General features: G+C 70.9%; 25 protein-coding genes. 9 read left to right on the plus strand and 16 right to left on the minus strand.

Going from position 1 to position 25,145, the window contains the following annotated elements:
* Positions 1 to 15: 15 nt before the first annotated feature.
* A complete protein-coding gene (locus KV102_RS04375; protein ID WP_301022533.1) occupies positions 16 to 273 on the minus strand; it encodes a glutaredoxin family protein in 258 nt (85 codons plus the stop codon).
* Positions 263 to 1,816, minus strand: coding sequence for an AMP-binding protein (locus KV102_RS04380; protein ID WP_220342188.1), 1,554 nt, complete (start codon positions 1,814 to 1,816; stop codon positions 263 to 265). The genes KV102_RS04375 and KV102_RS04380 overlap by 11 nt, the downstream gene beginning before the upstream one ends.
* A gap of 62 nt (positions 1,817 to 1,878) precedes the next feature.
* Between KV102_RS04380 and KV102_RS04385 the strand changes: the two genes are divergently transcribed.
* A complete protein-coding gene (locus KV102_RS04385) occupies positions 1,879 to 2,754 on the plus strand; it encodes an HAD family hydrolase (protein ID WP_374197342.1) in 876 nt (291 codons plus the stop codon).
* A 41-nt stretch (positions 2,755 to 2,795) separates the two neighbouring features.
* On the opposite strand, the gene KV102_RS19485 is transcribed toward KV102_RS04385, so the two are convergent.
* From KV102_RS19485 to KV102_RS04425, 8 genes are all read right to left on the minus strand, one after another.
* Positions 2,796 to 4,181 (minus strand): 1-acyl-sn-glycerol-3-phosphate acyltransferase, encoded by a 1,386-nt coding sequence (locus KV102_RS19485; protein ID WP_308290223.1) that lies wholly within the window; start codon positions 4,179 to 4,181, stop codon positions 2,796 to 2,798.
* Complete coding sequence (locus KV102_RS04395; RefSeq protein WP_220342190.1) at positions 4,174 to 5,157, minus strand: NAD-dependent epimerase/dehydratase family protein; 984 nt, start codon at positions 5,155 to 5,157, stop codon at positions 4,174 to 4,176. Before KV102_RS04395 ends, KV102_RS19485 begins: the two co-directional genes overlap by 8 nt.
* Before the next feature lie 16 nt (positions 5,158 to 5,173).
* Positions 5,174 to 5,275, minus strand: coding sequence for a 30S ribosomal protein bS22 (locus KV102_RS04400; RefSeq protein WP_019143756.1), 102 nt, complete (start codon positions 5,273 to 5,275; stop codon positions 5,174 to 5,176).
* A gap of 117 nt (positions 5,276 to 5,392) precedes the next feature.
* A complete protein-coding gene (locus tag KV102_RS04405) occupies positions 5,393 to 6,583 on the minus strand; it encodes an acetoin utilization protein AcuC (RefSeq protein WP_220342191.1) in 1,191 nt (396 codons plus the stop codon).
* A gap of 64 nt (positions 6,584 to 6,647) precedes the next feature.
* The gene (gene proC, locus KV102_RS04410) at positions 6,648 to 7,448 is read right to left on the minus strand and encodes a pyrroline-5-carboxylate reductase (protein WP_220345395.1); all 801 of its coding nucleotides are present in this window, start codon (positions 7,446 to 7,448) and stop codon (positions 6,648 to 6,650) included.
* 28 nt (positions 7,449 to 7,476) lie between these two features.
* A complete protein-coding gene (locus tag KV102_RS04415; protein ID WP_220342193.1) occupies positions 7,477 to 8,088 on the minus strand; it encodes a TetR family transcriptional regulator in 612 nt (203 codons plus the stop codon).
* An 82-nt stretch (positions 8,089 to 8,170) separates the two neighbouring features.
* Positions 8,171 to 9,004, minus strand: a complete 834-nt coding sequence (locus KV102_RS04420; RefSeq protein ID WP_220342194.1) for a sugar phosphate isomerase/epimerase — start codon at positions 9,002 to 9,004, stop codon at positions 8,171 to 8,173.
* A 52-nt stretch (positions 9,005 to 9,056) separates the two neighbouring features.
* Positions 9,057 to 9,980 carry a Ppx/GppA phosphatase family protein gene (locus KV102_RS04425; protein WP_220342195.1) on the minus strand — a complete coding sequence of 308 codons (924 nt, stop codon included), beginning with the start codon at positions 9,978 to 9,980 and terminating at the stop codon, positions 9,057 to 9,059.
* 49 nt (positions 9,981 to 10,029) lie between these two features.
* Between KV102_RS04425 and KV102_RS04430 the strand changes: the two genes are divergently transcribed.
* From KV102_RS04430 to disA, 5 genes are all read left to right on the plus strand, one after another.
* Positions 10,030 to 10,776, plus strand: coding sequence for a hypothetical protein (locus KV102_RS04430; RefSeq protein WP_220345396.1), 747 nt, complete (start codon positions 10,030 to 10,032; stop codon positions 10,774 to 10,776).
* Between the two features lie 69 nt (positions 10,777 to 10,845).
* A complete protein-coding gene (locus tag KV102_RS04435) occupies positions 10,846 to 11,484 on the plus strand; it encodes a VOC family protein (protein ID WP_220342197.1) in 639 nt (212 codons plus the stop codon).
* A gap of 80 nt (positions 11,485 to 11,564) precedes the next feature.
* Complete coding sequence (locus KV102_RS04440) at positions 11,565 to 12,011, plus strand: hypothetical protein (protein WP_220345397.1); 447 nt, start codon at positions 11,565 to 11,567, stop codon at positions 12,009 to 12,011.
* 76 nt (positions 12,012 to 12,087) lie between these two features.
* Positions 12,088 to 13,470, plus strand: a complete 1,383-nt coding sequence (gene radA / locus KV102_RS04445; protein ID WP_220345398.1) for a DNA repair protein RadA — start codon at positions 12,088 to 12,090, stop codon at positions 13,468 to 13,470.
* Between the two features lie 77 nt (positions 13,471 to 13,547).
* Positions 13,548 to 14,636 carry a DNA integrity scanning diadenylate cyclase DisA gene (gene disA / locus KV102_RS04450; protein ID WP_301022040.1) on the plus strand — a complete coding sequence of 363 codons (1,089 nt, stop codon included), beginning with the start codon at positions 13,548 to 13,550 and terminating at the stop codon, positions 14,634 to 14,636.
* A 10-nt stretch (positions 14,637 to 14,646) separates the two neighbouring features.
* On the opposite strand, the gene KV102_RS04455 is transcribed toward disA, so the two are convergent.
* Positions 14,647 to 15,426, minus strand: coding sequence for a hypothetical protein (locus KV102_RS04455; protein ID WP_220345399.1), 780 nt, complete (start codon positions 15,424 to 15,426; stop codon positions 14,647 to 14,649).
* A 47-nt stretch (positions 15,427 to 15,473) separates the two neighbouring features.
* On the opposite strand from KV102_RS04455, the gene KV102_RS04460 reads away from it, so the two are divergent.
* The gene (locus KV102_RS04460) at positions 15,474 to 16,385 is read left to right on the plus strand and encodes an A/G-specific adenine glycosylase (RefSeq protein WP_220345400.1); all 912 of its coding nucleotides are present in this window, start codon (positions 15,474 to 15,476) and stop codon (positions 16,383 to 16,385) included.
* 94 nt (positions 16,386 to 16,479) lie between these two features.
* On the opposite strand, the gene KV102_RS04465 is transcribed toward KV102_RS04460, so the two are convergent.
* The 4 genes from KV102_RS04465 to KV102_RS04480 form a co-directional block, all read right to left on the minus strand.
* The gene (locus KV102_RS04465; protein WP_220345401.1) at positions 16,480 to 19,017 is read right to left on the minus strand and encodes an ATP-dependent Clp protease ATP-binding subunit; all 2,538 of its coding nucleotides are present in this window, start codon (positions 19,015 to 19,017) and stop codon (positions 16,480 to 16,482) included.
* A gap of 205 nt (positions 19,018 to 19,222) precedes the next feature.
* The gene (locus KV102_RS04470; RefSeq protein WP_220345402.1) at positions 19,223 to 19,714 is read right to left on the minus strand and encodes a GtrA family protein; all 492 of its coding nucleotides are present in this window, start codon (positions 19,712 to 19,714) and stop codon (positions 19,223 to 19,225) included.
* 15 nt (positions 19,715 to 19,729) lie between these two features.
* Positions 19,730 to 20,701 (minus strand): NAD(P)-dependent oxidoreductase, encoded by a 972-nt coding sequence (locus KV102_RS04475; protein ID WP_220345403.1) that lies wholly within the window; start codon positions 20,699 to 20,701, stop codon positions 19,730 to 19,732.
* Complete coding sequence (locus KV102_RS04480) at positions 20,698 to 21,750, minus strand: glycosyltransferase (RefSeq protein ID WP_308290224.1); 1,053 nt, start codon at positions 21,748 to 21,750, stop codon at positions 20,698 to 20,700. The genes KV102_RS04475 and KV102_RS04480 overlap by 4 nt, the downstream gene beginning before the upstream one ends.
* Before the next feature lie 125 nt (positions 21,751 to 21,875).
* Between KV102_RS04480 and KV102_RS04485 the strand changes: the two genes are divergently transcribed.
* The gene (locus tag KV102_RS04485; protein WP_220345404.1) at positions 21,876 to 23,360 is read left to right on the plus strand and encodes a hypothetical protein; all 1,485 of its coding nucleotides are present in this window, start codon (positions 21,876 to 21,878) and stop codon (positions 23,358 to 23,360) included.
* A 6-nt stretch (positions 23,361 to 23,366) separates the two neighbouring features.
* On the opposite strand, the gene KV102_RS04490 is transcribed toward KV102_RS04485, so the two are convergent.
* Entirely contained in the window at positions 23,367 to 24,362 is a 996-nt protein-coding gene (locus tag KV102_RS04490; RefSeq protein WP_220345405.1) for a glycosyltransferase, read from the minus strand.
* 46 nt (positions 24,363 to 24,408) lie between these two features.
* Between KV102_RS04490 and KV102_RS04495 the strand changes: the two genes are divergently transcribed.
* Positions 24,409 to 25,143 carry a bifunctional 2-polyprenyl-6-hydroxyphenol methylase/3-demethylubiquinol 3-O-methyltransferase UbiG gene (locus tag KV102_RS04495; RefSeq protein WP_220345406.1) on the plus strand — a complete coding sequence of 245 codons (735 nt, stop codon included), beginning with the start codon at positions 24,409 to 24,411 and terminating at the stop codon, positions 25,141 to 25,143.
* Positions 25,144 to 25,145: the final 2 nt, after the last annotated feature.

A 25,145-nucleotide genomic window follows, 5' to 3' on the forward strand; every position in this document is an offset into this window, starting at 1 on the left:
AGCGCACGGAAGCGCTCAGGCCCCCAACGCCGCCCGCAGCCGCTCGGGGTCGACCCGCCAGAAGTCGTGCTGGCGGCCGTCGACGAAGGTGACCGGGATCTGCTCGCCGTAGGTGCGCATCAGCTCCGCGTCTCCGCTGATGTCGACCTCGCGCCAGGACGTCCCGGTCTCCGCGCACACCTGCGCCACGAGGGCGATCGCGTCCTCGCAGAGGTGACACCCGGGCTTGGCGTAGACGACCACCCGGGCCGGCTCCGTCGGATCAGCGCTCACTCTGCAACCCCAGGACTCCTCGCGCCTCGGCCGCCCTCAGGCGGCTCTTGGAGATCTCGCCGGTCGTGGTGTGCGGCAGCGAGTCGGTCACCACGATCTCACGCGGCACCTTGAAGCGCGCCAGCCGACCGCGGGCACGCTCGCGGAGCGCCTCGGCGAAACCGTCGGTGTCGTCGAGACGGTGCGACGGCACGACGTAGGCGCGGACGGCTTCGCCGGTCTCGCGGTCCTCGACTCCGACCACGGCCACCTCCGCAACCCCCGGCGCGTCGGCGAGCACCTCCTCGACCTCGCGGGGGAACACGTTGAAGCCCGAGACGATCACGAGCTCTCGCAGCCGGTCGACGAGGGTCAGGTCACCGTCGGCGTCCAGGATGCCGACGTCGCCGGTCGCGAACCATCCGTCCTCGTCCGGCCCGCCCGAGCCGTCCGGCCAGAACCCGCTCAGGAGGTTGGGACCGCGGAGCCAGATCTCACCCGGGTCGCCGAGCTCGGCGTCCGCGCCGTCCTTCTCGACCAGGCGCAGCTCGAGGCCCTGCAAGGGCGCGCCGACCGACCCAGGCTTGTCGACGGGCCGCCCGAGCGTCGTCGTGACGACCGGGGCCGCCTCCGTGAGCCCGTACCCCTGCTGCAGCGTGTGCCCCGTCGTCGCGGCGAACTCCTCGACGAGGTCGGGCCCGATCGGCGCGGCGCCGCTGAGCACCGTCCGCACCCCGGCGAGCGCCGCCGCGACGCCCGGCCGGCCGCTCCACGCGGCGACCACCGGAGGCGCCACGGGGACGACCGTGACCTGGTGACGCACGATCGCGTCGAGGCATCCCTGCGGGTCGAACCGGTCGAGGAGGACCGTCGTCGCTCCCTGCCGCAGCGCCTGTCCCAGGACCGCGTTCAGCGCGAAGACGTGGAACAGCGGCAGCACGGCGAGCACGACGTCGTCACGTCGGACCGGCGGCGGCTCCACGGCGGCGACCTGGTCGAGGTTGGCGAGGAGAGCGCGATGGCTCAGCACGACGATGCGCTGCTCGCTCGACGTGCCGGAGGTCGGCATCAGCAGGGCGGTCGCCTCCGGGTCCGCAGGCGCCGGCGGGAGCCCACGTGGACCAGGATGGATCTGGAGCAGGTCCGCGAAAGGACGGACCTGGGGATCAGGGTCGCTCTCGCCGGCGACGACGGTCAGCAGGCCTGCGCGGGCGAACACCGACGCCCAGTCGGGGTCGCACAGCACGAGCCGTACGCCGGTGATGGCGCACAGCGCCGTCACCTCGTCGCCCGGAGCACGGGGGTTGACGGGCACGACGACCAACCCGAGACGCAGCGCGGCGAGATAGGAGATCGGCAGCTCGAGGCGGTTGGTCATCACGATCGCGATCCGCTGCCCTGCGACGAGTCCTTGGGCGGAGATCCAGGCGGCGACCGCAGAGACCCGGTCGTCGAGACCCTCCCACGTGACCGACCGGCCGGGTCCGTAGCCCTCGACGAGCGCCGTCCCGTCGGGGTCCTGCTCCGCCTGCTGCCGGACGAGCTCCGCGACGTTCACCGTCATGGCGTCGAGTCTTGCACAGCACGATCACCATGCCCCCCTGCCCCGATCTGTACGCTCGTGCCGTGGATGCGAAGGGGCACAGACGACCGCAGAACCTCCGTGCTCGATCGATGCTGGCCGGGGAAGCCTCGGCGGCCGCGGCGGAGGTGGAGACCAGCTTCACCGTGCCTCCTGACTCGACGGCAGCGGCGTTCTTCGACGTCGACAACACGATCATGCAGGGCGCGTCGCTGTTCCATCTCGCCCGTGGCCTCTACAAGCGCAAGTTCTTCACCACCCGTGAGATCGCGGACGCCGCCTGGAAGCAGGCCTACTTCCGCTTCGCGGGGGTCGAGGATCCCGAGCACGTCGAGTCGGCGCGCGCGGCGGCGCTCGCCTTCATCGCCGGCCATGCGGTCAGCGAGCTGGAGCTGGTCGGCAACGAGATCTTCGACGAGACGATGGCGAGCAGGATCTGGCCGGGCACCCGCGCCCTGGCGCAGCGGCACCTGGACGACGGGCAGCGGGTGTGGCTCGTCACGGCGGCCCCCGTCGAGATCGCCCGGATCATCGCCCGTCGGCTGGGGCTCACGGGAGCGCTCGGGACGGTCGCGGAGTCCGTCGACGGCGTCTACACCGGTCGCCTGGTCGGCGACATGCTCCACGGTCCTGCCAAGGCCGACGCGGTGCTGGCGCTCGCTCGAGAGGAGGGTCTCGACCTCGATCGCTGCTCCGCGTACTCCGACTCGTTCAACGACCTGCCGATGCTCTCGCTCGTCGGCCACCCGTACGCGGTCAACCCTGACTCGCACCTGCGCTACCACGCACGCAAGCACGGATGGGACGTCGTCGACTACCGGACGGGGCGCAAGGCGGCCAAGGTCGGTCTCCTCGGCGTGGCGGCCGCCGGAGCGGTGACAGGTGCCGCCCTCGGCGCAGCGCGCGCCCGTCGACACTGAGACCCGCCGACTGAGACCGCCGCCCGGCCGAGGTCGATGACTCAGACGAACGGGTGCCCGCGGTCCACCAGCAGCGCATAGAGCGTCTGCTGGATGGTCTCGCGCACCTGGTCGGTGACGTTGAAGACGAGCATCGGGTCGTCGGCGGCCTCGGGGGGATAGGCGTCGGTGCGGACCGGCTCCCCGAACTCGATGATCCACTTGCTGGGCAACGGGATCAGCCCGAGCGGGCCGAGCCAGGGGAAGAACGGCGTGATCGGGAGGTACGGCAGCCCGAGCAGACGCGCGAGCGAGGGGACGTTGCCGATCATCGGGTAGATCTCCTCGGCGCCCACGATCGACACCGGCACGATCGGCACACCGGCGCGCATCGCCGCAGACACGAAACCGCCGCGTCCGAACCGCTGGAGCTTGTAGCGCTCGCTGTACGGCTTGCCGATCCCCTTGAACCCCTCTGGCCAGACGCCGACGATGTGCCCGTCGCCGAGCAGACGCTCGGCATCCTCGTTGCAGGCCAGCGTCGCGCCCATCTTGCGGGCGAGCTCACCGGCGAACGGCAGCTCGAAGACCAGGTCGGCGCCGAGCAGCCGGAGCGTGCGCTGCGCGTGGTCGTTGACGATCAGCGTCGTCATCGCGGCGTCGACCGGGATGGTGCCGGAGTGGTTCGCGACGACGAGGGCGCCGCCGTCGGAAGGGATGTGCTCCGCCCCGCGAACCTCGATGCGGAACCACTTCTCGGCCAGTGGACGGATCGCCGCCATGCCGATGGCGTGCAGCTGGGAGTCCAGCCCGAACTCGTCGACCTCGTAGTCACCGGCGATCCGCCGGCGCACCAGGGCGAGCAGCTCGGCAGCCTTCGCCTCCCAGTCCTCGCCGAGGACCGAGCGTGCGCCTTCGACCAGCGCAGACACCAGCTCGGCGAGCGGGATGCCCGGGGCCGCCTCTGCGGCGGGCTCCTGCTCGTTGTCCACGACGAGCGAGAACGTGGGCCGCTCGTGGGTGGTCGCCTCCGGAGTGGGCGTCTCCCGGTCCGGCTCCGGTGCGACGTGGAGGGGCTCCGGCTCGACCCGCGCGGGAGTCACCGTGATGACCTCGACCGGGCTGCCGATCGCGGGCACGTCCGCCTTCGGCGCGATCTGCACGGCCGGCTTCTCGACGGGTGCGGGCCGGGAGGAGGGCGCCTTCGCGGCAGGGGCCGCCTTCTTCACGGACGCCTTCTTGGCGGCGGGTGCCTTCTTGACCGGCGCTTTCTTCGCAGCCGGAGCCTTCGCGGTGGCTGTCTTCTTGGCGGCGGACGCCTTCTTGGCCGAGGCCTTCTTGGCCGGCGCCTTCTTGGCCGGCGCCTTCTTGGCCGAGGCCTTCTTCGCAGCGGTCTTCGTCACCTCCGGCGAGCCGATCGGAGGGTGCTCCTGCGGGGCGTCAGACACGGGTGCCTCCCATCGCGGACAGCACACCGGGCTCGATGGTCTCGGCGAACGCGTCCAGGGTCTGCGGAGTGGAGTAGAGCATCTCGTAGCCGAGCTCACGCTCCAGCTTGGAGCCGTCGCACACCCGGCCGTACTTGAACAGTCGTGCGAGCTCCGGCGTGAAGTCGGAGCTCATCATCCGCACCATGCGCTGGGTGACGCTGTTGAACCCCACCGACGGCAGGCGCAGCAGCGGACGTCCGAGCCGACGTGCCGCCTGGCTCAGCGCGAGGACCTGGGGTCCGACGACGTTGTAGGTGCCGGTGACGTCGCCGGTCGCGGCCAGCGAGAGGACGTTGAGCGCGTCGAACGGGTGCAGGAACTGCAACCGCGGGTCGTAGCCGAGCATCGCCGGCAGGACAGGGAGCTGGAGGTACTCGCTGAAGGGGCCGAGCACGTCGGCCGCCAGGACGTTGCCGAGCCGGAAGGTCGCGATCGTCACGTCGGGCCGACGGCGGCCGAAGCCGCGGACGTACGCCTCGATGTCGACGGCGTCCTTCGGGAAGCCGCTGCCGGCGACCGACCGGGAGGGGGTGTGCTCGGTGAACATCGCCGGGTTGCGCGCCGACGTCCCGTAGACGGCGGTCGAGGACTGGACGACGAGCCGCTCGACCGTCCGGGAGTTCTGGCACGCAGCGAGGAGCTGCATCGTGCCGATGACGTTGATCTCCTTGACCGCGCTGCGCGAGCCGAGCTGGCGCTGCGGGGCCCCGACGTTCATGTGCACCACGGTGTCGACGTCCTCGACGGCCAGGACCTTGCCGATCACCGGCGTGCGGATGTCGGCACGCACGTACTTGATCCCGTGAATGTCGCCGGGCGGCGGCTGGACGTCGAGCCCGACCACCTTGTCGATGCCTGGCGTGACCGCCAGACGACGCGCGAGCCTCGACCCGAGGTCGCGCGCGACGCCGGTCACCAGGACGACGCGACCCATCGTGGTGACCCGGGGGCTACTTGCCGAGACGACGACGCTGGACGCGTGTGCGCTTGAGCATCTTGCGGTGCTTCTTCTTCGACATGCGCTTGCGGCGCTTCTTGATGACAGAACCCACGGTTCACCTTCTCTGCTTCACACGGCCACACACGAGGCGTCCCGGACGTGGGACGACCCAGCCAAGGGTACGGGTTCGGCGGGCATCGGGGTCAAGCGGACCCGGGTTAGGTCGCGATCAGGGCATCGGGTCGAGCCCGTACAGAGGGAAGAGCGCGTTGCGGGTGGCGAGGATCTGCCGGTCCAGCCAGCTCGCCGGGTCGTACCCCTCGCGCCAGTCGCGGTAGGACGTGGACCGTCCGTCGGTCATCCGCTGGGGGGCCATGCCCCCGCTCTTGAGCGCGACGACGTGCTCACGCCATGCCGGGGGTGTGGGGGTGTCGAGCTCGATCGGACGTCCGGCGACGATCGCCATCAGGTGCGCCCACGAGCGCGGCACCACGTCGAGCACCGCGTAGCCGCCGCCTCCGAAGCCGACCCAGCGTCCTGCGCACACCTCCTCGGCGAGGTCCCGCAGCGCGAGGTACGACGCACGCTGACCGTCGACGCTCAGCATCAGGTTGGTCAGCGGGTCGTCCATGTGGGAGTCGCACCCCTGCTGGGTCACGAGCACGTCGGGCTTGAACTCTCCGACGAGCTGCGGGACGACCGCGTGGTAGGCGCGCAGCCACCCGGCGTCGGAGGTGCCCGGAGGGAGCGCGACGTTGACCGCGGTGCCGATGCCGTCGTCGGTGCCGATCTCGGTCGCGACCCCGGTGCCGGGAAAGAGCGTCTGCGGAGTCTCGTGGAGCGAGACCGTCAGGACGCGAGGGTCGTCGTAGAAGATCTGCTGGACGCCGTCGCCGTGGTGGGCGTCGACGTCGACGTAGGCGACCCGCTGCGCCCCGTTGTCGAGCAGCCACCGGATCGCGACAGCCACGTCGTTGTAGACGCAGAAGCCGCTCGCGCGGTCCGGCATGGCGTGGTGCAGACCGCCGCACACGTTGAGCGCGCGCAGGCTCTGACCGGTCCAGACGCGCCGTGCCGCCTCCACGGAGGCGCCGACGATCAGGGCGCCCGCGGTGTGCATGTCGGCAAAGGTCGGGTTGTCGTCGGTGCCGAGCCCGGCGGCGAGGTTCGGGACGGACGGGTCCGCGCTCACCGCGCGGACCGCCTCGATGTAGGCCGGTGTGTGGACGGTCGCGATGAGATCATCGTCGGCAGCCTTCGACCCCACCCGCCGAAGGTCGTCGCCGACCACCCCGAGCTCGGTCGCCAGCTCCATGGCCAGGTCGACCCGGATCGGCGCCATCGGATGGGACGGACCGAAGTTGTAGCCGGTCAGTCGGTCGTCGGAGACGACGCATGCGGTCCCGGGTCGGTCATCCATACCGTCAGCCTAGCCCCGAGCGTGACGTGGGTCTCTGCCCTGTCGCGTCCCCTTCACGACCGCGTCAGTCGCCGATCTCGCGGGAGCGGTCCCGGGCGGCCCGGGTGGCGGCGATGAAGGCAGCGCGCAGCCCGCGCTCCTCCAGCTCGCTCAACGCCGCCGCAGTGGTCCCGCCCGGCGAGGTGACGCGCTCGCGGAGCACCGCCGGGTGCTCGCCGGTCTCGGCGGCCAGCCGGGACGCTCCCACGAATGTCTGAACGGCGAGATCCGTGGCGGTCGCCCGCGGAAGTCCGAGATGGACCCCGGCCTCGACCAGCGCCTCGATCACGAGGAACGCGTACGCCGGACCGGACCCGGAGATCGCTCCGGCGGCGTCCTGGAGCCGCTCGGGGACGCGGACGACGATGCCCACGGCGCTCATGATCTCGTCCACGACGGCGAGCTGCGCGTCGTCGCAGTGCGTCCCCGCGGAGATCACGGCGACGCCGGCCCCGACCTGCGACGGCGTGTTGGGCATGACGCGGACGACCGGCGTGCCCTCGGGGAGCGCCGCCTCGAGCGCCGTCGTCGTGATCCCGACGGCGAGAGACGCGACGAGCGTGCCGGGGCGCAGGCGGGGACCGATCTGAGCCAGGACGCCGGCGACGTCGTACGGCTTGACGCCCACGAGGACGACGTCGGCCTCCGCCGCCGCCGAGAGCGCGTCGGTCACCTCGACCCCGTACGAGGCGCGCAGCGCGGCGGCGTGCTCCTCACGGCGTACCGCCAGCACGAGGTCGGCAGGACGCCAGCCGTGCGCGAGCATCCCCGAGACGATCGCCTCTCCCATCGCGCCGGCACCGACGACCGCAACTCTGCTGCCCATGGTCTGAGGATAGGGGTGACGGTCTCCGTCAGGCGCTGTGGTCGCGTGCCGGCGAGGTGGCGAGGGCGTCGAGGCCGAGGTAGCTCTGCACTGTCGGGCCGACCACGGCGACGAGCTCGTCGACCGTCATCGTGGCGAGCGGCTCCACCTCGAGGAGGTAGCGCGCGGCGACGAGGCCCACCATCTCCGCGAGCAGGAGTGCCGGCACCGCAGGTGGCGCATCCGGCCGGTGGCGCCGCAGCAGCTCCCTCACGGGACCGTCGAGGATGGCGTCGCGGACGATCGCTCCCTGGTCGGCGCTGCCGAGCCCGCTGCGAGCCATCGCGACCACGGCCTCCCGGTTGGCCGGATCGTCCCACGCCGTCAGCATCGCCCGGACGAAGGCGCTGCCGGCGTCGTCGGTCGAGGCCACCAGGACCGGGCCGAGGGCGACGACCGGGTCCACGGGAAGCGCGAGTGCGGCGCGGACGAGTCGCTGCTTGTCCTTGAAGTAGTGGTGGACGAGCGCCGGATCGACGCGGGCCCGCCGTGCGACCGCGCGGATGGACGTGCCGTCGTAGCCGCGCTGCGCGAGCTCGGCCCGTGCGGCGACGACGATCTCGCCCCGCGTGTCGGGTGCGCCCGGGCGTCTTCCTGCCATGGCGGCAGCGTAAGGCCGAGAGGGGGTCGCGAGGCGCTCTTGTTCACACTCGCGGCCCTCGCGTCGTCGGGTGTCCGCCGGGTCAGTGGTCGCCGGAGGGGACGATCGAGGCGAGGTGGAGACGGGTGAACGCCAGCGCTTCGGCCAGATCGGCCTCGCGCTCCGCCCGGTCGGCGGCCTTGCGCGTCGTCACCTCGACCACCACGTCACCGGCGTAACCCCGCTCGGCCAGCACACCGAGGAGCTCGCCCACCGGCTGCTCGCCCCGCCCGGGGACCAGGTGCTCGTCGCGTGCCGACCCCGTGCCGTCGCCGAGGTGGACGTGCGCCAGCCGCCGCCCGAGCTCGCTCGCCATCTCCACCGGGTCGCTGCCCGACGTCGCACAGTGGGAGACGTCCAGGGTGACGTGCTCGTAGCCGAAGACCACCGGATCCCAGCCGGGCGCGTACGCCTGGAACTCGCGCTTGCCCGTACGCCACGGGTACATGTTCTCGACGGCGAAGACGACCCCGGTGCTCTCCTCGAGCTCGGCGACACCGTCCTCGAACGCGCGTCCGTACTCGCGCTGCCAGCGGAACGGCGGATGCACCACGACCAGTCCGGCGCCGCAGGCGCGCGCCATCTCCGCGCTCTTCTCCAGCTTGACCCAGTGGTCGGTGCCCCAGACCCGCTGGGTGATGAGCAGGCACGGAGCGTGCACCGAGAGCACGTCGATCCCGTGCCGCTCCTGAAGCTCGACGATCGCGTCGATGTCGGCGCTCGTGGCGTCGGTGCCGACCATCACCTCGACGCCGTCGTAGCCGAGGCGCTTGGCGATCTCGAATCCCACCTCCGTCGACTCCGGATAGACCGACGACGTCGACAGCGCCACGCGGGCGGCGGGGACGGAGACGGGGTGAGCGGGGTCGTCGGTCACGGGACCAGGTTACGCGCCGAGGCCCACGGGCCCCGTCGGAGTGCGAAGGGGGTCACATGTGGTCATGGCGCTCGAGCAGGACACCCTCGCGCAGCGCCCACGGGCAGATCTCGAGAGCCGGCAGGTCGAAGAGGTCCATCACGGCGTCGGCGATGACGGCGCCGGCGACCATCTGGTGCGCGCGGTTGGCCGAGACACCGGGACGCTGGGCGATCGCGCTCACCGGCAAGGTCCGCAGCTCCTCGAGGTGGGCGGCCAGCAGGTCGCGCTCGAGGACGCGGCGCACGTACGTCCCTTCTTGGGACGGTGCCGCGCCGCACAGCCTGGCGAGCGAGCGGAACGTCTTGCTCGTCGCGACCGCGTGGTCGAACCCTCCTCCTCGACGGAGCGGACCGACGCTGGCGGCGATCTGCTGACGGACGAACAGGCGTGTCTCCTCGTACTGCGCGTCGGAGGGCACCCCGTCGGGGAAGCGGTCGCGGGTGAGGCGACCCGCGCCCAGCGGCAGGGATGCGCAGACGTCGGGAGTCTCGTCGCGGCCGGCCGCGATCTCGAGCGAGCCGCCACCGATGTCGAACACGCCGAGCCGGCCGGACGACCACCCGAACCATCGGCGGACGGCGAGGAACGTGAGGCGGGCCTCGTCCTCCCCCGGCAGCACCTCGAGCCGGACCCCGGTCTGCGCCTCGACCTTGGCGAGCACGGCGTCGGCGTTGACGGCGTCGCGGACTGCGGAGGTCGCGAAGGCGATCACCTCCGAGCACCCCTTGTCGGCCGCCACGGCACGTGCCTCGTCGACGAAGCGGACCAGCGCCTTGACCCCTCGCGGCTCCACCGCGCCCTCGGCGTCGAGGTGCTCGGCCAGCCGCAGCGGCTCCTTGTAGGTGAAGGCCGGCAACGGCGGAGCGCCCCGGTAGGCGTCGACCACCAGGAGGTGCCCGGTGTTCGAGCCGATGTCCAGGACTCCGATGCGCATGGTGGTGAGCGTACCGAGCGGCCTCGTCTCGCCGGTCTACAGTGAAGTCGTGCCCGAGGTGCTGCTCGACTTTCCCCGCGCGTGGGCGGAGTTCCCCGACCCTGCCGACGACACGCAGGTGTTCCGGTGCGACCTCACCTGGCTCACGTCGCGCTGGACCTGCATCTTCGGACGCGGGTGCCGCGGCATCTATGCCGACGCACCCGACGTGGGCTGCTGCACGCTCGGTGCGCACTTCGCCGACGACGCCGACTACCGGCGCGTCAAGAAGTACGTGAAGAAGCTCGGTCCCGACGACTGGCAGCACCACGCCGAGGGCACCGCGCAGGGGTGGACCGAGACCGACGAGGAGGGTGACCTCAAGACCCGGGCTTACGAGGGTGCGTGCATCTTCCACAACCGCGAGGGTTTCGCCGGTGGCGTCGGGTGCGCCCTCCACAAGTGGGCGCTCGACCACGAGGTGTCACCGGTGCGGACCAAGCCGGACGTGTGCTGGCAGCTTCCGATCCGCCGGCAGTTCCGGGACGTGGAGCGCGGCGACGGCACCTCGTACACGGAGGTGTCCATCGGTGAGTACACGCGGGCCGCGTGGGGTCCGGGAGGCCACGACCTCGACTGGTACTGCTCGGCCAACACCGAGGCCCACGTCGGCCTGGAGCCGGTCTATCTCTCCAACGCCGACGAGCTGACCGCGCTGATGGGCCTGGACGGGTACACCGCTCTCGTCTCGCTGTGCGAGGAGCACCTCGCCGGCGAGCACCGCAGGACCCGGCACCGCGCCGACCCGGGCGCCTGAGCGACGACCACCGTCCGGAGGACGCACCCCGGTGGCCCGACGACGATGTGCCGGGGGCCACAATGACCCATGCGCCTGGACCATCTCTCGTTCGCCGCCGGCCCTGACGGGCTGGCCGCCACCACGTCGCGGCTCGGCGAGGCGCTCGGTGCGTCGTTCGTGGACGGCGGCAACCACCCCCGCTTCGGGACCCGCAACATGGTTCTCCCCCTCCTCGGCGACCAGTACCTCGAGGTCGTGGCGGCTCTGGACCACCCGGCGTCGGACAAGGCGCCCTTCGGGCAGGCCGTACGCGCCCGCACCGACCTCGGTGGCGGCTGGCTGGGATGGGTCGTCCGTGTCGACGACATGGGCCCCGTCGAGCACCGCATGGGCCGCCACGCGGTGCCGGGCAACCGGCGTCGACCCGACGGCTTCAACCTCGAGTGGCGGCAGATCGGGGTCCGCGGGACCCAGGCCGACCCCCAGCTGCCGTTCGTGGTGTCGTGGGACGTCCCCGACTCCGAGCACCCGTCGCGCTCGGGTCCGGCGAGCGTGCAGCTGCGCTCTCTCGAGATCGCCGGGTCGCCCGACCGCGTCACCCAGTACCTCGGGGAGTCGGTCCTCCACGCGCTCACCGACGTCGACGTGCGCTGGGTGGCCCCGAACGGGTTGCCGGGCATCGTGGCGGCGACCTTCGCGACGGCCCGCGGTGAGGTCCGCATCTAGGACCGTGCGCCTCGGTTCGTGTGGTTGAACTGAGTACGACAACGGATGTCCGTAGTGATTCCGGACTACACCCTTGATCCATGAGCAGCGTTCTACGGATCTCCGGGCACCTGGGTGACACGGCCACCGTCGTGACCAGCATCGCCGTGACGGCCGTGCTCGGCGCAGTCGGAGCGCACCTCCTCATCCTCCGCAACCTCGACGCCGCCGGCTTCGAGGCCGCGGCCGTGATGTCGGCGCTCGTGGCCCTCAGCTGCTTCGCCGGCGCCCTGGCCCTGATGCGTCTGACGGGCAGGCTCCGTCCGGCGCTGTGGGGCTACCTGCCCGGTCTGGTCGCCGTCCTCGCCACCGGTCTGCTGCTCAGCGAGGGCAGCACTCGGGCGGCCGAGGGCGCCGTGTCGCCCCTGCTCGGCGCCCTGATCCTCGTGCTCCCGAGCACCTGGGTCCCGATCTACGGGGCCGTGCGCGCCCATCTCGACACGCGCCGGGAGGATGCTGCCGCGCGCTCGTGGCGCGGCCGGATCTGAGCAGCACGGTCACCGCCCGCACCGCTACGGGCGCGTCCGTGCAGGACTGTCGGTGCTCTCGCCTAACGTGTCCGTCATGGCCAAGACCACGACCCCGGTGCGGTGCACGGAGTGCGGCTGGACGAGCACCAAGTGGGTCGGCAGGTGCGGCGAGTGCCAGGCCTGGGGCACGGTCCAGGAGGTCGGTGCCCCCTCCCCTGCCACCCGCACGGCCGCGACGACGGTGACGCGCAGCGCCCTGCCGATCGGTCAGGTCGACGTCGAGAGCTCTCGCTCACAGCCGACCGGCGTCGCCGAGCTCGACCGGGTCCTCGGCGGCGGTTTCGTCCCCGGCGCCGTGGTGCTGCTCGCCGGCGAGCCCGGAGTCGGCAAGTCGACGCTGCTGCTCGAGGTGGCCGCACGCTGGGCCCGCGGTCTGGCCACGACCCTCTACGTCTCCGGCGAGGAGTCGGTCGCGCAGGTCCGGCTGCGCGCCGACCGCACCGGCGCGGTCCACGACAGCCTCTACCTCGCGAGCGAGACCGACCTCGGCGCCGTCCTCGCCCACGTCGACGAGGTCAAGCCGTCCCTCCTCGTGGTCGACTCCGTCCAGACCATCGGCTCGTCCTCGGTCGACGGCACGCCGGGTGGGGTGACGCAGGTCCGTGAGGTCACCTCGACGCTCATCCAGGTGGCCAAGTCCCGCGACATCCCGACGATCCTCGTCGGCCACGTCACCAAGGACGGATCGATCGCGGGTCCGCGCGTCCTCGAGCACCTCGTCGACGTCGTCCTGCAGTTCGAGGGAGACCGCAACTCGCGGCTGCGCCTGGTCCGGGCCGTCAAGAACCGCTACGGCCCGGTCGACGAGATCGGGTGTTTCGACCTCTCCGAGTCCGGCATCGTCGAGGTGCCCGACCCGACCGGGCTCTTCGTGTCGCGTCACCACCAACCGGTCTCCGGCACCTGCATCACCGTGACGATGGAGGGCCGTCGCCCTCTGCTCGCGGAGGTCCAGGCGCTGGTGTCGCCGACGGAGCTGCCGCAGCCACGCCGAGCGACCAGCGGTCTCGACAGCTCGCGGATGGCGATGATCCTGGCCGTCCTCTCGCGACGGTGCGGGCTGGCTCTCGGTCGCGCCGACGTCTACGCCGCGACGGTCGGCGGAGCCCGCCTGAGCGAGCCGTCGGTCGACCTCGCCGCCGCCGTCGCCGTCGCGTCGGCCGCGACGGACACCCTCGTCCCGACCGACCTGGTCGCGCTCGGCGAGGTCGGCCTCGCCGGAGAGGTGCGGCGCGTGACCCACCTGGGGCAACGCCTCCGCGAGGCAGCCCGGCTCGGATTCCGTCGTGCCGTGGTCCCGCGAGACGGCTCCGACGTGACTCCGGGCACCACGGACGTCCCGGGCCTCACCGTCCTGCCGGTCGATGACCTGGCCGGCGCGCTCCGCGCTCTCGGCATCGGCTCTCGCGACGGTTGACGCGCGGCGGCCTCGGCCTCAGGGGCCTGCCATTACACTGACGGAAGTCATTGAATCAGATCTCGCGGGGGAGCCAGGTGTCGATCAACGATCGCGCGAGCGGGACGCCCTCGATCCTCCGGGCGACGCTCGCCTCCGTCGCGCCCGGGACCGCCCTGCGCGAAGGCCTCGAGCGCATCCTGCGCGGCCGCACCGGCGCGCTGATCGTCTTCGGCCAGGACAAGGACATCGACGCCCTCTCGACCGGTGGTTTCGTTCTCGACGTCCCCTTCACGCCCACCGCCCTGCGCGAGCTGGCCAAGATGGACGGCGCGATCATCCTCGACAGGGGCGCCACCCGGATCCTCCGGGCAGGCGTGCACCTGATGCCCGACCCCTCCATCCCCACGCACGAGACGGGCACCCGGCACCGCACCGCCGACCGTGTCGCGCGCCAGACCAACGTCCCGGTGATCTCGGTCTCCGCCTCGATGCACATCATCGCCCTCTACGTCGACGGCACCCGCCGCGTGCTCGAGGAGGCCGGCGCCATCCTCGGTCGCGCCAACCAGGCGCTCGCCACCCTCGAGCGCTACAAGCTGCGGCTCGACGAGGTCTCCGGCGCGCTGTCGGCCCTCGAGATCGAGGACCTGGTGACCGTGCGCGACGTCGCCGCGGTCGCTCAGCGCCTCGAGATGGTGACCCGGATCGCCGCCGAGATCGAGGACTACGTGCTCGAGCTCGGCACGGACGGGCGCCTGCTGTCGCTCCAGCTCGACGAGCTCGTGACCGGCGTCGAGAGCGAGCGTGAGCTGATCGTGCGCGACTACGCGCCCGGCGGCCGGCGCGGCAAGCCTCCCGCCGAGATCCTCGAGGACCTCTCTCACATCGTCGCGGGCGACCTGGTCGACCTCGGCGCCGTGGCCCGGGCCCTCGGCCTCGGCACGGGTGAGCACCTCGAGTCGGCCGTGTCACCCCGCGGCTATCGGCTGCTCGCCAAGATTCCCCGTCTGCCCAACACCGTCATCGAACGGCTCGTCGACCACTTCGGCACGCTGCAGAAACTTCTCGCGGCGAGCATCGAGGACCTCCAGACCGTCGACGGCGTCGGCGAGCTGCGAGCCCGCAGCGTCCGCGAGGGCCTGTCCCGGCTCGCCGAGTCCAGCATCCTCGAACGCTACGTCTGACGCCTGCGCCTCACGGGGTGCGAGACGTGGCGGGAGCGCTCCCAGGCTTCGGCGGTGTCGCCGGCGTCGCACCCGGGTTCGGCGCCGGCTTCGCGGCCGGCGACGTCGTCGGGGCAGGAGTCGGCGTGGGAGTCGGGGGCGCCACGAGCGTGAACCGTGCGACCGCCGGCTCTCCCCCGAGGATCGCCGCGTACGCGCTGTAGGGCGCCGGCTTCGCGAAGGCGCCCTCCTCGTCGCACGTGTCGGCGTTCGCACGCCCGTCCCACGTCACATCGATCACGGTGGCCCACGTCGGGTGGACGTCGACCGTACGGCCCTGGATCTCGCCGCAGGCCTGGGTGTCCCAGACCGTGGTGTCCTTCGACTTCACGCTCAGCACGAACGTCGAGGGGTCGATGCGCACCGTGCACGGCTTCGTGGCGGTGCTCGACACGCGCAACGTCACCGGCACCGTGCCGCCGGCACGGGCGCCCTCGACGACCGACGGCGTCACGAAGACCGTCTCGGGCGGACACACACCGTCGACGGCGGCGAGGCGGACGTCCACCGCGACGTCCTTGGCCTTGCGGGGCTTGTGTGCCCGGGTCGGAGCCGTGGTGGCAGAGGGCTCCGGCCTGGCGACGGACGTCGACGTCGCTGGCGGCTCTCCGCCCGCCTTCTGGTCGTCTCCCCCGCCGATCACGCGGAGGGCGAGCCAGCCCAGCAGGAGGACGGCCGTCAGGACGACGAGCCGCCGGCGCCAGTAGACACCGGGGGGCAGCTTGCCCGAAGGGCGCATCACCGAGCTCACGCCCACCAAACTAACCGTCGCGCCCGCCGTGGCAGGATCGACTCGCCATGGTCCCTCCCACCTCCTTGACTGGGTCCGCCGTCGCGGAGCCCGACGCCGTGCACGACGCCGTCACGACCTGGTACGCCGCGCACGCCCGTGACCTGCCCTGGCGGCGCGAGACCGCCACGGCCTGGCACGTGCTCGTCTCGGAGATCATGCTCCAGCAGACACCGGTGGAGCGGGTCGTCCCCGTCTACGAGGCCTGGATCGCCCGCTGGCCGACGCCTGGGGCGCTGGCAGCCGAGCCGAGTGGCGAGGCGGTGCGTGCCTGGGGGCGCCTGGGCTATCCCCGCCGGGCGCTCCGACTCCACGCCGCAGCGGTCGCGATCGGCGAGCGCCACGACGGGGTGGTCCCCGACGACCTCGAGCAGCTCCGCGCGCTGCCCGGAGTCGGTGAGTACACCGCGGCGGCCGTCGCCGTGTTCGCCTACGGTCGCCGGCACGCCGTTCTGGACACCAACGTCCGGCGCGTCCTCGCCCGGCTCCTCGAGGGCGCGGCCCAGCCGGCGCCGTCCCTGACCATGCCCGAGCGGCTGCTCGCGGCCTCGGTCCTCCCGCCGGACGACGAGACCGCCGCGGTGTGGTCGATCGGGCTGATGGAGCTCGGTGCACTCGTCTGCACCGCCCGTACGCCGTCGTGCGCCGTCTGCCCCGTGCGCGGGGCGTGCCGGTGGTACGCGGCCGGGCGGCCGCCGTACGAGGGTCCCGCACGCCGCGGGCAGGCCTGGGCCGGCACCGACCGACAGTGCCGCGGACGGCTGCTGGCCGTGCTCCGTGAGGCCGAAGGCGCCGTCGCGGGCGCAGCACTCCGTGCGGTCTGGGACGACACCACGCAGCGCGAGCGCGCCCTCGACGGCCTCCTCGACGACGGGCTCGTGGTCACCGCAGGGCCCGACACGTACGCCCTCCCCGGCTGAGGCGCCTGCTCCGCCCGCTCCCGCAGGGGTGCAGGGACGACGAAGGACCCGCGACGGTCGTCGCGGGCCCTTCGTCGTGCGTACGTCGCCAGGATCAGCTGGCGGTGGCGGCGCCACCCTCCGTGCCGGCGTTGCCGCTGCCGGCCGTCGCCTCGAACGGCGTGTCCGGCAGCTCGGCCTTCGGCTCGCCCTTGAAGGTGAAGGTCGCGGTCGGACCCTCGCCCTCGACGTCGACCAGGACGATCTGGCCCGGACGGACCTCACCGAAGAGGAGCTTCTCGGCGAGCGTGTCCTCGATCTCGCGCTGGACCGTACGACGCAGCGGTCGAGCACCGAGGACCGGGTCGAAACCACGCCTCGCGAGCAGCTCCTTGGCGGCAGGCGTGAGCTCGAGCGCCATGTCCTTGTCCTTGAGCCGCTTCTCGACGGAGTCGAGCATCATGTCGACCATGTCGATGATCTCGTTCTGGGTCAGCGGCGGGAAGACGACGATCTCGTCGACACGGTTGAGGAACTCGGGACGGAAGTGCTGCTTGAGCTCCTCCGACACCTTGGCCTTCATCTTGTCGTACGAGCCCTGGACGTCGCTGGCCTGGCTGAAGCCGAGGTTGACGCCCTTCGCGATATCACGCGTGCCCAGGTTGGTCGTCATGATGATGACGGTGTTCTTGAAGTCGATCATCCGGCCCTGCGAGTCGGTCAGGCGACCTTCCTCGAGGATCTGCAGCAGCGAGTTGAAGATGTCCGGGTGGGCCTTCTCGACCTCGTCGAAGAGCACCACCGAGAACGGCTTGCGCCGCACCTTCTCGGTGAGCTGGCCGCCCTCCTCGTAACCGACGTAGCCCGGAGGCGAGCCGAACAGCCGCGAGACGGTGTGCTTCTCCGAGAACTCGCTCATGTCGAGCTGGATGAGCGCGTCGTCGTCGCCGAACAGGAAGTTGGCGAGCGCCTTGGACAGCCACGTCTTGCCGACACCCGAGGGTCCGGCGAAGATGAACGACCCACCGGGACGGCGCGGGTCCTTGAGGCCCGCACGCGTGCGCCGGATCGCCCGGGAGAGCGCCTTGATGGCCTCTTCCTGACCGATGACCCGCTTGTGGAGCTCGTCCTCCATGTTGAGCAGTCGGGTCGACTCCTCCTCGGAGAGCTTCACGATCGGGATGCCCGTCGCCAGGGCGAGCACCTCGGCGATGAGCTCCTCGTCGACCTCGGCGACCTCGTCCATGTCACCGGCACGCCACTGCTTCTCGCGCTCGGTCTTGGCCGTCAGGAGCTCCCGCTCCTCGTTGCGCAGCGACGCGGCGGACTCGAAGTCCTGGACGTCGATGGCGTTCTCCTTGCGACGGCGGACGTCGACGATCTTCTCGTCGAAGTCGCGCAGGTCCGGCGGAGCAGTCATCCGACGGATCCGCAGCCGGGAGCCGGCCTCGTCGACCAGGTCGATGGCCTTGTCGGGGAGGAACCGGTCGGAGACGTAGCGGTCGGCGAGCGTCGCCGCCGAGACGAGAGCCTCGTCGGTGATCGTCACGCGGTGGTGGGCCTCGTAGCGGTCACGCAGGCCCTTGAGCATCTCGATCGTGTGCGCGATCGACGGCTCCGCGACCTGGATCGGCTGGAAGCGCCGCTCGAGGGCGGCGTCCTTCTCGAAGTGCTTGCGGTACTCGTCGAGCGTCGTGGCACCGACCGTCTGCAGCTCGCCACGGGCCAGCATCGGCTTGAGGATGCTCGCCGCGTCGATCGCGCCCTCGGCCGCGCCTGCGCCGACGAGGGTGTGGATCTCGTCGATGAACAGGATGATGTCGCCGCGGGTGCGGATCTCCTTGAGAACCTTCTTGAGGCGCTCCTCGAAGTCACCGCGGTAGCGGGAGCCGGCGACGAGCGCGCCCAGGTCGAGCGTGTAGATCTGCTTGTCGCGCAGCGTCTCGGGGACGTCGCCGCGGACGATGTCCTGCGCCAGACCCTCGACGACGGTGGTCTTGCCGACGCCGGGCTCGCCGATGAGCACCGGATTGTTCTTGGTGCGGCGCGAGAGGACCTGCATCACGCGCTCGATCTCCTTCTCACGCCCGATGACCGGGTCGAGCTTGCCCTCGCGGGCAGCCTGCGTGAGGTTGCGGCCGAACTGGTCGAGGACCAGCGAGCTGCTCGGGGCAGACTCCCCCGCCGGTGCGCCGGACGCCGCGGTCTCCTTGCCCTGGTAGCCGCTCAGCAGCTGGATGACCTGCTGACGCACGCGGTTGAGGTCGGCGCCGAGCTTGACCAGGACCTGCGCGGCGACACCCTCGCCCTCGCGGATCAGGCCGAGCAGGATGTGCTCGGTGCCGATGTAGCTGTGCCCGAGCTGGAGCGCCTCGCGGAGGCTGAGCTCGAGAACCTTCTTGGCGCGCGGGGTGAAGGGGATGTGTCCGCTCGGGGCCTGCTGGCCCTGGCCGATGATCTCCTCGACCTGCTCGCGCACGGCCTCGAGCGAGATGCCGAGGTTCTCGAGCGCCTTGGCGGCGACTCCCTCACCCTCGTGGATGAGACCAAGAAGGATGTGCTCGGTGCCGATGTAGTTGTGGCTGAGCATGCGCGCCTCTTCCTGGGCGAGCACGACAACACGACGGGCGCGGTCGGTGAACCTCTCGAACATGCAACTCCCCTTGATCCGAGACCTTGTGCAAAGTCGGGTCTCTGTCCACTCCATGCTAGTGGGAGAGGACAACGGCAGTGGACCGCCTGAAAGCGGCGGTGACGCCTGAATACAAGGGATTCGGGGCCTTCGGGCTTCCCGTGTTCACGCAGGGCGAACACCCGACGCGGCGATGTTCACCCAGAGCGAACGGCGGCGCGTCCGCTCAACGGGCGGGGAAGACGAAACGTCGGTAGAGCAGCCAGCGGGTGAAGGTTCCGAGCGCGAGTCCGACAACGTTCGCTGCGACGTTGTCGGCGAGCAACGACGACAGTCCGAGGACGTACCTGCTGACTCCGAGGCACACCGCGGGAATCGCGAGGGCAACGGCATTGGCGACGACGAAGGCCGTGAGGTGCCGCCACATCGAGTCGGGGCCGGCGGCGTCGAACGTCCAGAAGCGGTTGCCGAGGTAGTTGACGATCAACCCTGCGGCCACACCGATCGTGTACGCGGTGATGGGACGGTCGCTCAGCACCGCCAGCGCGCCGCCGTGCACGAGGATGTTGAAGAGTCCCACCGTGGTGACGGTGGAGAGTCCGCCGACCATCAGGAACCTGACGGCCGCGAGCACGCTTCTCCGGCGCCTGCTGAACGTGGAGCCGGAGCCGCCGTCGAGCTGGCTGTGAGGCACTGCGTCGTTCTTGGTCCGATCCACGCCGGCCAGGATAAATCACCCGGACCGGATCGAGGCGGACAACGCGGCCGGCCCCTGCGCCCTCAACCTGCGCCCTACGTCGTCGACGGTCGAGGCGATGCCCTCGGGCAGCGTCGCCGAGACGAGGGAGTCGAGCTGCGTCCAGCGTGTAGAACGCATTCGGAGGTCCCGTACCTGGAACCTGCGGGACGGCGAATCGCCGAGAACGACCGGCGGCCGGCGCTTGAGGATCCGGTGAAGGGTGTCGAGGAGGGTGGCGATCGTGACCGGTCGACCCGAGCCGATGATCTTGATGACCGGCTCCTGCGTCCTCTCGCGGTCCGACATGAGCGCGAGAGCTCTCAGGACGACCTTGGCGCAGTCGTCGGCGAACACGTAGTCGCGGGTCGTGTCGAGTGGGACGTAGAGAGAGAGCGGCCGACGCACCAGCGAGGCCTTGACGAGCTGGGAGACCAGGCCTTGAGCCTTGGCGAGGTTCTGCCCGGGACCGTAGACGTTCGTCAGACGACCGACCATCGTCGGAAGGCCGCTGCGGCGCACGAGATCGGCGGTGATCGCCTCGATCTCGAGCTTGTGCCGCCCGTACGGCGCCAGCGGCACCTCCGGGGTGTCTTCGGTGAAGGGCGGAGCCTCACTGCCCGCGTACACACCACCGGCCGACGACGCCACGAACAACGCACGCGGCCCGTGGTCGCCCATCCGCACGAGCTCGTCGGCAAACGCCGAGAAGACGGTGGCCTCAGCAGCGAGCACGCTCTCCTGCGTGCCGACGACTCCGGCTCCGGCCACCCAGACGACAGTCCATCCACCGTCACCGGACTCGTCCGCCGCACGATGCACCCCCGACCTGAGCGCCGTGACCTGCTCGTCCGGACCGCGCGCCCAGGGCACGACGACCCCTCGGGCGCGATCGCCCGAGCGGGCGGCCGCCCGGAGAACGGCAGATCCCACCAGCCCCGAGGCGCCGATCACCCAGGTCGTCGTCATGGTGTGGCCGCTGACTGACCCTCCCGCGCTTCCCCGGGCTCGTGAGCACGCTCGGTCCGGCCGAGCGGGCCGTCCGCGGGATCACTCACGACGAGGTAGGCGGGACGCCCCATCGCCATGTTCACGGCGGCGCCGATGTACTCGGCGAGGACCCCCAGCGCGAAGAGGATCGCCCCCGAGGTCAGGAGCATGACGGTGATGAGAGAGGTCCAGCCTGCCTGGACGTCGGAGCCTGCGAGCTTCGCGATCACGAGAACGATCGCGACCGTCACGCCGAGCGCCGCGAGCAGGGCACCGAGGACGCTCACGAGGCGAAGGGCACGAGTTCCGCTCGTGACGGTCATCCGCCAGAAGTGCGAGAGCAGGGACCGGAAGCGGTATCCGGAAACGCGGTCGCCCTCGTCGCGCAGCGTGACGGGGCTCGTCACCGCCGGCCGGGCGACCCAGCCGAGCGCGACATCGAGGTAGATTCCCGCGCCGGCGTACGCGGCCACGCTGCGTCCGACCTCGCCGAGGACCAGCCTGAAGCTGTTGTACTTCGTCACCTCGGGGGTCCCGCCGACCTTCGCGATCAGCCACTTGGCCGCCCGCGAGGCGCTGTTCCGGAGCGCACCGTGGGGCGCCTGGTTGATTGGCTGGCCGTAGACGACCGTCGCCTGCTCACGAAGAGCGGTGTCGAGCATCCCTCCGATGTCGGCGGGGTCTTGCTGTCCGTCCTCGTCCATCGTGACGATCCAGTCCCCACCGGTCGACGACATCCCGGCGAGGGTGGCGGCATGCTGGCCGAAGTTGCGGCTCAGCCACACCACCCGCACCCAGGAGTGCTCGGCGGCGAGCACACGCATCACCGAGGGCGAGTCGTCGGGGCCGTTGTCGTCGACGAGGAGAACTTCTCCGATCTTCGCTGTCGCGCCACCCGGCGTCGTGAACGGCTCCGTGTACGGAGCCAGCTCGTCGATCAGCGGCCCGAGGTGGTCCTCGCCCTGGTAGACGGGGATCACGACGGACAGGTCGTGGCACGCGTCGAGCACCTCTGCTCTCTCTGGCACGTCGGGCAGTCTAGGCGACCCCGGTGCCAGAACCGCTGTCATCGACAGGCCGGCGGCGGAGATCTGCCCGAGTGCCCGCATGAACGACTATCGTGGCCGTCGCCGCCTGCAGACAAGGATCTCCAGTGACGCTCGTCCCCGCCGAGCCCGCGCCGGCACCGAAGGCGGCGCGGGCTGTGGCGCGCACATGGCGGGTCGACCCGACCACGGTGGTCCTTGTGCTTGCTGCTGCTCATGTCCTGTTGAAGCTCGCGCTCATGCCGATCGCTCTGCGGACGCCCCTGCAGGGCGACGAGACCGCCTACCACGCGGCGGCCGAGGCGCTCGCCGACGCTGTCCGCGCACTCCTCGGTGGAGACGAGGTCGCGACGTCGCAGCTGCAGGCGGCGGTGATCTATCGCGGCTGGTTCATGCCGGGGATGGCGCTGCTGCTGACGCCTCTCTACCTCGTCGCACCCGACCCCGGTCTCGAAGCAGGCCGGCTCTACGTCGGCGCGCTCACCCTGGTGGTGTTCCTCCTGGGGGTGGCGGCTGTTTCACGCCTGGCCGGCCGCAAGTACGCCGCGGCTCTGCTGGTGTTCCCCGGACTCGTGCCATTGTGGGTCCTGTTCAGCTACACCTCGTGGGGAGACCTCGCCGCGGGGCTGCTCCTCATCCCTCTGGTTGCCGTGCTCCTGCGGGCGTGGCGCCGCCTCGACCGTGGCGAGGCCGTCCGGTTGCGCGACGGCATCCTCGTGGGCCTTCTCCTCGTCTCGACCCTCTACCTCCGCTCGAGCGTGCTGCCGCTCGTAGTGGCGGTGCTCCTGCTCAGCGCGCTCACCGTCGCGTTCCGCACGCGCGGAGTCCGCCTCGCCCAGTCTCTCGCTGCCTGCGCGGTCGCCGCGGCGACGTTCGCCCTCCTCCTCTTCCCGTGGTCGTACTCGATGAGCAACGCCTTCGGCAAGGCCGTCGTCACCACGACGACCGTGCCGATATCGACGGCGTATGCGTTCGGTGACCGGGACGCGCTGTGCCTCGGCCCGTGCCCTCCCGGGAACCCGTGGTACGCGATGACCGACTTCGCCTCTGCCGAGGCGGAGAGGACCGGCCAGAACGAGCTCGACGTCCAGCAGCAGATGGCCGACCACGCGCTGCGTGACGTGACCCTCCGGTCCTACGCGACCGACGTGCTCGACAACTTCAGCCGGTACACCCTCGACCCCACCGGGTACGAGCCGCTCTTCCGCGTGAAGCGTGAGGGCGAGGCACTCGGCCTCAGTTCTCCCGGGACAGTCTCGGAGACGATCGTGTGGACAACCAGGGTCCTCTACTTCACCGTGCTCGGGCTGGCGGCATTGGGGCTCCTCCTCGTGAGGCGCGTCTCGAGAGTCCCCCAGGTCGTGGGACTCCTCGCCGGCCTGCTGGGAGGGGCACTGATGTCCCAGCCGTTCGTCCACGTCTGCTCGCCACGCTACTGGCCCGTCTTCGCGCCGCTGATGGCGCTGGCCGCCGCCGGGCTGGCCGTCCGTGCGACCCCCGCGGCATCGAGCAGGTGGCTGCGCATCCTGCAGATCGCGGTCGCGGTCGGATGGGTCGCGGTGTTTGTCGGGCTCGGCGTCGTCGCCGGATAGCCCTCGTCAGCGGGAGGCCGACACGTCGATCGAGGGCTGCTCGCTCGCGCGCCTCGACTCCGTGGGCTCGGCCGTCCGGGGTGGTGCGAGCCTGAGGTAGTTGAGCCGGGCCGCCTCGCGCCTCGACATGGTGATCGCGTCGAGGACGAGGCCTACCGCCCAGCCAAGCAGGCCGACAATGACCAGCGAAGCCGAGAGGAAGGCCGTGGGGAACCGCGGCACGAGGCCGGTGCGGGCGAACTCGAGGAGGACTGGGATGCCGAGGACCAGGGCGATTCCCAGCACCACGGTGCCAAGCAGACCGTGGAAGAGGATCGGCCGCTCGAAGCGCGTCAAGAGCAGGATTCGCCTCAGGATGTGGAAGCCGTCTCGGTACGTGCTGAGCTTGGACTCGCTGCCCTCCGGGCGGTCTCGGTAGGCGACCGGCTCCTCGGTCGTGGGGACCCGCAGCGTCACACAGTGCACGGTGAGCTCGGTCTCGATCTCGAACTCGCGCGACAGCGCGGGGAAAGACTTCACGAACCGGCGCGACAGCACGCGGCAACCGCTGAGCATGTCCGTGACCGGGACCCCGAAGAGTCTGCTCACGAGCTCGTTCAGCGCCCTGTTGCCGACCTGGTGACCCCGCCGGTACGCCGACGCGCTCGTCGTCTCACGCACCCCGAGCACATGGTCGTACGGCCCTTCGAGAAGTCGCTCGATCATCGCAGGAATTGCAGCCGCCTCGTAGGTGTCGTCGCCATCGACCAGCACGTACACGTCGGCGTCGACGTCGGCGAACGCGCGGCGGAGGACGTTGCCCTTGCCCTTGGTCTCCTCGTGGCGCACGATCGCGCCGGCCTGCCCGGCCGCTCGGTCGGTGCCGTCGGAAGACAGGTTGTCGTATACGTAGACGGCGATGCCGGGCACGGCCGCCTTCAGGTCATGCACGACCTTCGCGACGGACATCGCTTCGTTGTGGCACGGGACGATCGCCGCGATGCGCTGCTCGGGGACGCCCATGGACCAACCTTCCGCCGCCGGATGCCGTCATGAACACCATGGCATGATGGCGACCACCCTGGTACCCCTGAGGAGACGCGTGGCAGCCGACGACTTCGTCTACACCGGTAGCGACAACCTCGAGGTGATGGCGGACGCCGTCAACTACAACCGCTTCCTGCTCGACTCCGTGATCGGGCAGGTCCCCTCCCCTGAGGCTTCGGTGCTGGACTTCGGTGCGGGTGCGGGCACCTACGCCGACATGATGGCCGAGCGCGGCATCCGCCCCGACGTCCTCGAGCCCGACGCCGGGCTGCAGCGGCTTCTCACCCGAAAAGGGCACCGGGTCGTCGACCTGGCCGAGGGCGACGTACCCGCCGGCGGCTACGACGTCGTCTACACGCTCAACGTGCTCGAGCACATCAAGAACGACCAGGAGGTGTGCGAGCAGCTCGCGGAGCTCCTCAAGTCGGGCGGTCGGCTCGTCGTGTACGTGCCGGCGTTCGACGTCCTCTTCACCGCGATGGACGAGAAGGTCGGCCACTACCGCCGCTACCGCCGGCGGCAGCTGGAGCGAATCCTGAGCAACGCGGGTCTCGAGATCGTCGAGTCGCGATACTGCGATCCGGCGGGTTTCTTCGCGACGCTGGCGTACCGGTTCGCGGGCAGCTCCGGCGGGTCGATCTCGCCGCTCGGCCTGAAGGCGTACGACCGTCTCGTCTTCCCCATGAGCCGTGCCCTGCAGCGTGTGACAGGGCGTGTGTTCGGCAAGAACGTCCTCGTCGTGGCGACGCGTCGCTGAGG

Source organism: Mumia sp. zg.B53 (genome assembly GCF_019550935.1).
Lineage (GTDB): Bacteria > Actinomycetota > Actinomycetes > Propionibacteriales > Nocardioidaceae > Mumia.

Coding starts and splice junctions, on each gene's coding strand:
- KV102_RS04465 (WP_220345401.1), bottom strand. CDS start 19,017: ATGTTCGAGAGGTTCACCGACCGCGCCCGTCGTGTTGTCGTGCTCGCC.
- KV102_RS04475 (WP_220345403.1), bottom strand. CDS start 20,701: ATGACGACGACCTGGGTGATCGGCGCCTCGGGGCTGGTGGGATCTGCC.
- proC (WP_220345395.1), bottom strand. CDS start 7,448: ATGGGCAGCAGAGTTGCGGTCGTCGGTGCCGGCGCGATGGGAGAGGCG.
- KV102_RS04490 (WP_220345405.1), bottom strand. CDS start 24,362: ATGGGCGTCCCCGAGCAGCGCATCGCGGCGATCGTCCCGTGCCACAAC.
- KV102_RS04415 (WP_220342193.1), bottom strand. CDS start 8,088: ATGGCAGGAAGACGCCCGGGCGCACCCGACACGCGGGGCGAGATCGTC.
- KV102_RS04460 (WP_220345400.1), top strand. CDS start 15,474: ATGGTCCCTCCCACCTCCTTGACTGGGTCCGCCGTCGCGGAGCCCGAC.
- KV102_RS04380 (WP_220342188.1), bottom strand. CDS start 1,816: ATGACGGTGAACGTCGCGGAGCTCGTCCGGCAGCAGGCGGAGCAGGAC.
- KV102_RS04425 (WP_220342195.1), bottom strand. CDS start 9,980: ATGCGCATCGGAGTCCTGGACATCGGCTCGAACACCGGGCACCTCCTG.
- KV102_RS04495 (WP_220345406.1), top strand. CDS start 24,409: ATGGCGACCACCCTGGTACCCCTGAGGAGACGCGTGGCAGCCGACGAC.
- radA (WP_220345398.1), top strand. CDS start 12,088: ATGGCCAAGACCACGACCCCGGTGCGGTGCACGGAGTGCGGCTGGACG.
- KV102_RS04440 (WP_220345397.1), top strand. CDS start 11,565: ATGAGCAGCGTTCTACGGATCTCCGGGCACCTGGGTGACACGGCCACC.
- KV102_RS04435 (WP_220342197.1), top strand. CDS start 10,846: ATGCGCCTGGACCATCTCTCGTTCGCCGCCGGCCCTGACGGGCTGGCC.
- KV102_RS04395 (WP_220342190.1), bottom strand. CDS start 5,157: ATGGGTCGCGTCGTCCTGGTGACCGGCGTCGCGCGCGACCTCGGGTCG.
- KV102_RS04405 (WP_220342191.1), bottom strand. CDS start 6,583: ATGGATGACCGACCCGGGACCGCATGCGTCGTCTCCGACGACCGACTG.